The sequence below is a fragment of the Corynebacterium otitidis ATCC 51513 genome (assembly GCF_000296405.1).
GTDB classification, from domain to species: Bacteria; Actinomycetota; Actinomycetes; order Mycobacteriales; family Mycobacteriaceae; genus Corynebacterium; species Corynebacterium otitidis.
In genome coordinates this window covers 65505-72268 of sequence record NZ_JH815194.1, presented here as the reverse complement: position 1 = coordinate 72268, position 6764 = coordinate 65505, and the positions used below count along the sequence as shown (strand labels likewise).

The 6764-nt window shown below is 73.7% G+C and carries 7 protein-coding genes; 5 read left to right on the top strand and 2 right to left on the bottom strand.

The window, feature by feature from the left end; genetic code table 11:
* Nucleotides 1–176 precede the first annotated feature (176 nt).
* Both manB and HMPREF9719_RS05760 read left to right on the top strand, forming a co-directional pair.
* On the top strand, nt 177–1253 hold the full coding sequence (gene manB / locus HMPREF9719_RS05765) for a mannose-1-phosphate guanylyltransferase (RefSeq protein ID WP_004601042.1): 1077 nt from the start codon (nt 177–179) through the stop codon (nt 1251–1253).
* Between the two features lie 230 nt (nt 1254–1483).
* Nucleotides 1484–1768, top strand: coding sequence for a WhiB family transcriptional regulator (locus HMPREF9719_RS05760; RefSeq protein ID WP_004601041.1), 285 nt, complete (start codon nt 1484–1486; stop codon nt 1766–1768).
* 122 nt (nt 1769–1890) lie between these two features.
* On the opposite strand, the gene HMPREF9719_RS05755 is transcribed toward HMPREF9719_RS05760, so the two are convergent.
* Complete coding sequence (locus HMPREF9719_RS05755) at nt 1891–2346, bottom strand: metallopeptidase family protein (protein WP_004601040.1); 456 nt, start codon at nt 2344–2346, stop codon at nt 1891–1893.
* A gap of 70 nt (nt 2347–2416) precedes the next feature.
* Between HMPREF9719_RS05755 and HMPREF9719_RS05750 the strand changes: the two genes are divergently transcribed.
* The 3 genes from HMPREF9719_RS05750 to manA all read left to right on the top strand — a co-directional run bounded on the left by HMPREF9719_RS05750 (nt 2417) and on the right by manA (nt 5661).
* Nucleotides 2417–2845, top strand: a complete 429-nt coding sequence (locus tag HMPREF9719_RS05750) for a DUF3499 domain-containing protein (RefSeq protein ID WP_038082818.1) — start codon at nt 2417–2419, stop codon at nt 2843–2845.
* A gap of 167 nt (nt 2846–3012) precedes the next feature.
* Nucleotides 3013–4389, top strand: coding sequence for a phosphomannomutase/phosphoglucomutase (locus HMPREF9719_RS05745; RefSeq protein ID WP_004601038.1), 1377 nt, complete (start codon nt 3013–3015; stop codon nt 4387–4389).
* A 96-nt stretch (nt 4390–4485) separates the two neighbouring features.
* Entirely contained in the window at nt 4486–5661 is a 1176-nt protein-coding gene (gene manA / locus HMPREF9719_RS05740) for a mannose-6-phosphate isomerase, class I (RefSeq protein WP_004601037.1), read from the top strand.
* A gap of 100 nt (nt 5662–5761) precedes the next feature.
* Here the strand turns inward: manA and HMPREF9719_RS05735 are convergent, their stop codons facing one another.
* On the bottom strand, nt 5762–6481 hold the full coding sequence (locus tag HMPREF9719_RS05735) for a hypothetical protein (protein ID WP_004601036.1): 720 nt from the start codon (nt 6479–6481) through the stop codon (nt 5762–5764).
* Nucleotides 6482–6764 lie beyond the last annotated feature (283 nt).

Sequence of the window (6764 nt, the reverse complement as noted above, 5' to 3'; positions counted from 1 at the left end):
CGCGCGCCGCTAGCGCCGCGGCGCGGCGGGGCGGGAGCGCTGCGGCGGCGTGCCACAATTGACCGGTGCCGCGCGCCCGGGGGAGGCCTCGGGCGCGCGCCTGGAAGAGTCGCCGGCTCGCTTGTCGGGCCGGCCCGCCATCACCGGCGCCATCGACCGTGCGACGAGGACCGTGAATGAACCCTAAGGACGTGGACGCCGTCATTCTCGTGGGCGGGAAGGGCACCCGGCTGCGCCCGCTCACCGTGGACACCCCGAAGCCGCTCCTGCCGACCGCCGGCTTCCCCTTCCTCGAGCACCTGCTCGCCCGGATTAGGGAGGCGGGCATCCGCCACGTCGTTTTGGGCACCTCGTTTCGCGCGGAGCTCTTCGAGGACTACTTCGGCACCGGGGAGCGCCTCGGCCTGGAGATCGGGTACGTCACCGAGAAGGAGCCGCTGGGCACCGGCGGGGCGATCCGCAACGTCGCGGGCCGGCTGCGCGGCGACACGGTCGTCGTCTTCAACGGCGACGTGCTCTCCGGGGCGAACCTCGGGGCGATCCTTTCCGACCACGAGGCCAGCGGCGCGGACGCGACGCTCCACTTGGTCGCGGTGCGCGACCCGAGCGCGTACGGCTGCGTGCCGACCGACGAGACGGGCCGGGTGACCGGCTTCCTCGAGAAGACCGAGGACCCGCCGACCAACCAGATCAACGCCGGCTGCTACGTCTTCCACCGCCGCGTCGTCGAGTCCATCCCCGCCGGCAGGGTCGTCTCCGTGGAGCGGGAGACCTTCCCCGGGCTGCTCGAGGCGGGCTATCGGCTGCAGGGCCACGTCGACTCCTCCTATTGGCGCGACATGGGCCGGCCGGCGGACTTCGTGCGCGGCTCCTCGGACCTCGTGCGCGGCATCGCGCCCTCGCCGCTGCTCGCGGGCCACACCGGCGAGTCGTTCGTCGACCCGTCGGCGGGGGTCTCGGACGCGGCGATCGTCGTGGGCGGCACGGCGATCGGCCGCGGCACCGAGGTCGGTGCCGGCTGCCGGGTCGATAACTCGGTGCTCTTCGACGGCGTGACCGTCGAGCCGGGCGCGACCATCGAGGACTCCATCGTCGCCTCCGGGGCGACGATCGGCGCGAACGCGCGGATCACCGGCTGCGTCATCGGCGCGGGCGCGACGATCGGGGCGCGCTGCGAGCTCGAGGGCGGGGCCCGGGTGTGGCCCGCCGTGGAGATCCCGGACGCCGGTATTAGGTTTTCCTCGGATGCCTAGCCCCGAGGACGGCTAGTTTTCCCCGCCACTACATGTGGCACCCCCGCTTCGTGCCCCCGGGCCGGGAAACATGTAGCGCGTGTGACTCGTGTGGTGACTGCGCTGCGCTTTCCGTTTTTCGCCGCGTCGACGCATAAAAAGCGGTTGACGATATCTTGTGTCGGCGTGTTGAATCTCGTGGTTGTAAGCACGCACGAGACCGCGACGCGAGAGGAAGGTGGCGGGAGGTTATGTCTGAAGACGCCACGTTCCACGGCGGTTCGGCGGCCCGGCTCACGCTCGACGAGATGTTCGGGGCCGTCGAGGAGGAGTGGCAGGACCAGGCGCTGTGCGCGCAGACCGACCCCGAGGCCTTCTTCCCCGAGAAGGGCGGCTCGACCCGCGAGGCGAAGCGCATCTGCCAGGCCTGCGCGGTGCGCGACGAGTGCCTCGAGTACTCGCTCGCGCACGACGAGCGCTGGGGCATCTGGGGCGGGCTCACCTGGCGCGAGCGCAAGCGCCTGCGCGGCGCCTAGCGGCGCTAGCTAGCGCGAGGCGCTGACGACGACGAGGCCCGCGGCGACCCTGAGACCCGGCGACCAGCCGGGCGGGGCGCCGCGGGCCTCGCCGCGTCTCGGGCTCGGCCGGCGCCGGGGACTCACCAGGCGTACTCGGGGTCGATGTCGCGCGGGTCGAGGTTGAGGTACGTCGCCACGAGCGCGGTGAGTGCGGTGGTCACCAGCAGGCGGCGCGCCCGAGGTGTCGCGGCGCGCTGCTCGATGGGCATCCGAAAGAGCACGATCCGCGCCCTGGTGGGTTGGCCCTGACGGTCGACGCCGGCGAGGATGAGCCGGCCGAGCGGCACCGGCCCGTCGGCGAAGATCTCGTCGGGCAGAACCGTGAGATCCGCGCGCAGCCGCATCCGCGGCACAGTGTCGACCGCGAGGTCCAGCCCCGCGAGCTGCTCCGGGAAGCGGTCGTTGAGCGGGGCGTAGCAGTCCAGGGCTAGATCGTCGAAGGCCTGCGAGCGCGTCGCGTGGCGCGGGACGTCCGGCGGCAGCAGGGGGCCGCGCAGGCCCCGGCCGCGGCGGTCGCGGGCCGGCCTCATGTGCATGGTGGGCCAATCTACCCCTCGCCCGGGGGTTCCTGGGCGGCGGCGCGCCGAGGGGCTAGACTTGCCGGGCGTGACGACACGACGACACTGCTCCCGGCCGGGCTGCGACCGCATCGCCGTCGCCACCATGACCTACGCGTACGCCGAGTCCACGGTCGTCGTGCGCCCCCTGGCGGCGGCAAGCTCCCCGCACAGCTGGGACCTGTGCGAGCGCCACGCCGAGCGCATCACCGCGCCGGTGGGCTGGGAGCTCGTGCGCGTCGACCGCGTCGAGATCGACGACGAGGACGACCTCACCGCGCTCGCCGAGGCGGTCGCCGAGCAGGGCCGCTCCCGCGGGCTGGTCTCCTCCCCGAGTGTCGACGCGAGCGAGCAGGAGCGCGCCCTCGACCCGCGGACCTCCCGCCACCCCGTCTACCGCACCAAGCGCGTCGCCGAGGAGCGGCGCCGCCGCCGCTCCCACCTGCGCGTCGTGCGCGGCGGGGGCGACGAGGACTAGCGCGAAGCGTCCGGGCGCCGGGGTGCCGCGGGCGCGGCCGCCAGGTCCGGGCACTAGACTCCACCCCGAGGCGCGGCCGGCCGCGCGAACAACCGGGCGGGCCGGGGAGGCGCCCGCCCGGCCGGCCGCCGGGCTCGACGTTGTTGGCAACCAAAGGAGTTTGTTACATGGCGCGCGGCGTCTTCGATCGGGCCGGCCTGAAGTCGGTCATCAAGGCCTACGACATCCGCGGGGTGGTCGGCGAGGACATCGACGAGACCTTCGTCCGCGCCGTGGGCGAGGCCTTCGGGGCGCTGCTGCGCGGCGAGGGCGAGACCCGCCTCGCGGTGGGCCGGGACATGCGGCCCTCCTCCCCGCAGCTCGCGCGCGCGTTCGCCGAGGGTGCCGCAGCCCAGGGCATCGACGTCTCGCTTCTGGGGCTCACCTCCACCGACGAGCTCTACTTCGCCGCCGGCAGCCTCGACTGCGCCGGGGCGATGTTCACCGCCTCCCACAACCCGGCGAAGTACAACGGCATCAAGCTCTGCCGTGCCGGCGCCCGCCCCGTCGGCCAGGACACCGGGCTGGCTCAGATCGCCGACGCGCTCGCCGAGGGGATCCCCGACTACGACGGTAAGCCCGGCGAGATCGCCGAGCGCGACGTGCTCGCCGACTACGCCGCGTTCCTCAACAAGCTCGTCAACGTCGCCGACTCCCGCCCGCTCGTCGTCGCCGTCGACGCGGCCAACGGCATGGCCGGGCTCACCGTGCCCGAGGTGTTCGCCGGGCTGCCGCTCGACGTGCGCGAGCTCTACTTCGAGCTCGACGGCACGTTCCCCAACCACGAGGCCAACCCGCTCGACCCGAAGAACCTCGAGGACCTGCGCCAGTTCGTCCTCGACCAGGGCGCGGACATCGGCCTCGCGTTCGACGGGGACGCGGACCGCTGCTTCGTCGTCGACGAGAAGGGCGAGCCGGTCTCCCCGTCGACGATCTGCGCGCTCATCGCCGAGCGCTACCTCGCCGAGCGGCCCGGCTCGACGATCATCCACAACCTCATCACCTCCAAGGCGGTGCCCGAGATCGTCAAGGAGGCCGGCGGCACCCCGGTGCGCACCCGGGTCGGCCACTCGTTCATCAAGGCCACCATGGCCGAGCGCGGCGCCGTCTTCGGCGGGGAGCACTCCGCCCACTACTACTTCAGCGACTTCTTCAACGCCGACTCCGGGCTGCTCGCCGCGCTCCACGTGCTCGCGCAGCTCGGGGAGAAGGAGCTCCCGCTCTCCGAGCTCAAGGCCCGCTACCAGCGCTACGCCTCCTCCGGGGAGGTCAACTTCCAGGTCGCCGACCAAAAGGCCGCCACCGAGGCGGTCGTCGAGCGCTTCCGCGACCGCGCGGACGGCGTCGACGAGCTCGATGGCGTCACCGTGGAGCTTCCCGGCGGCGCGTGGTTCAACCTCCGCGCCAGCAACACCGAGCCGCTGTTGCGCCTCAACGCCGAGGCCCCCAGCCAGAGCTCCTGCCGGGAGATCGTCGACGAGGTCACCGGGATCCTCCAGGGCTAGCGGCGCTCGCGCGCCGGCGGGGCCGGCGCGGCCGGCTGCTAACGTGGGTGCGCGTCAATCGAACCAGTCCGCCCACGGAAGAAAGGCCGTCACCGCATGAGGAAGCTGACCGGGAAGGCGCGCGCCTACCCGTGGGGCTCGAGGGAGCTCATCCCCCGCCTGAGGGGAGAGGAGCCGGCCGACCGGCCGGTCGCGGAGCTCTGGTACGGGGCGCACCCCGCCGAGCCCTCCCTCGTCGACGGCGAGGGCGTCGAGCTCGACCGGCTCATCGCCGCCGACCCCGAGGCCGCGCTCGGCGAGCGCGTCGCCGAGCGCTTCGGCGGCCGGCTGCCGTTCCTCGTGAAGTTCCTCGCCGCCGCGGAGCCGCTCTCCCTGCAGGCGCACCCCACCACGGCGCAGGCCAGGGCGGGCTTCGCCCGGGAGAACGACGAGGGCATCGCGCTCGACGCGCCGAACCGCAACTACAAGGACGACAGCCACAAGCCCGAGCTCATCATCGCGCTCACCGAGTTCCGCGCCATGGTGGGCTTCCGGCCCGTGGATGAGACCCTCGAGCTCTTCGCGGCGATCGACTGCCCCGAGGCGGAGCGCTACGTCGGGATGCTCGAGCCGGGCGACGATGCGGACTCGGGCCTGCGCGGGCTGTTCACCACGTGGATCACCATCCCCGGCTCGCGGCGCCGCGAGCTCATCGACGCGATCGTCGCGCGGCTCGAGGGGCTGCGCGGGCGCGGCGACTGGATCGGCGCCGTCGCCTGCGAGGTCATCGCGCTGCAGGAGCGCTACCCCGGCGACGTGGGGGTCCTCGGCGCGCTGCTGCTCAACCACGTCACGCTCAACCCCGGGGAGGCCGCCTACCTCGAGGCGGGGCAGTTGCACGCCTACGTCTCGGGGCTCGGCGTCGAGGTGCAGGCCAACTCGGACAACGTCCTGCGCGGCGGGCTCACCGCGAAGTACGTCGACGTGCCCGAGCTCGTCCACGTGCTCGACTTCCGCCCGCTCGCCGAGCCGCGCGTCGCCGCGACCGATTGCGGCTCCTACCCTGTGCCGGCGGCGGAGTTCTCCGTGCGGCACCTCGACGGCTCGGCCGGAGAGGCCCGCTTCGAGATCGACGGGCCCGTCATCGCGGCGTGCTCCGCGGGCGAGGTGGAGATCGCCACCGCCGCGGGGGAGAGGCTGTCCTTGAGCGCCGGGCAGGCGGCGTGGCTCGCCGCGGACGAGGGCTCGGCGACGCTCGCCGGAGACGGCGAGGCGTTCTGGGTGACCTGCTAGCCCGACCGTGTCCCGGCATCGGCGTGGTCCGGCCGACGGCGAACCGGCCCTAGTTAGTTAGCCGCCGGCGGCGGGGTCAGCTAGCCGGCGCCGGCGGACGCTACTCGGCAGGCGTGGGCTCCTGCCCGGACGACTGCTGCGGCGACGAGGTCGTCGAGTAGGGGGTCGGCGCGTACCCGGCCTCGGGGCGCGTCGTGAGCGTCGGCCGCGGCTCGTCACCGGGCCTGGGCGGCGTGGTGATCTTCTGGGACGGCGAGGGCCACGTCGGCCGCGTCTCGCTCGAGTTCGGCGTCGTCTCCGAGGGGCTCGAGCTCGGCGAGTCCGTCTCGCTCGGGGTCGACGGGGCCGGCGGCTCCGGCTCCTCGCTCGGCTCGGAGGGGCTCGGCTGCGGCGACGGGCCAGGGTTGGGCGCGGGCGCGGGCTCCGGCTCCGAGGGGGAGCTCGGCGACGGCGCGGGCGCCGGGCGCTGCTCGCCGGCCCCGGGGCCGAACTCCTTTGTCGGCCTCGGCTCCGCGGGGGTGAGCACCGCGTTCGGCGGGAGGAACGGGTCGTCCTCGGCGGGCCGCGGCTCGCTCGTCAGCGTCGTTGAGTCCCCGCCGCGCCGGTGCTCGGGCTGCTCCTCCTCGTCGTCTTGGCTGGCGCGGCCCGCGGTCTCGTCGACGGTGCGGGTCACGGTGCTCGGCTCGGAGGCGGAGTTGAATATCCCGGTGACCACGGGGCGGTTCGGCGCGGAGGTGAACCACACGCCGACGCCGACGACCGCCGCGACGAGCACGCCGACGGCGATGAAGGAGAGCGCCTTGCGGGTATCCGGTTTCACGGCCAGACCTCGTGCCTTTCTCACGGTCGGCGGGCGTCGCGCGCCCCGCCCGGGGCGGCGCCCGTCGCGCCCGGCGGGGCGGCGGCGGGGAGAGATTCCTAGTTGGCCCAAAGGATACCAGGTGGGACGCCCCGGGAGAAGGCGACGCGGGGCCGGGGCGCTGCCAGGTTGGCTACAGTTGGCGGTGGCTCCCGGCGGGCGCCGCGGCGAGGCGGCGCGCCGGGCGGACGACGGGCGGGTTGTCCCTTTAGGCCCCGCCCGCCGAGGCGATAGAACGCAGGAA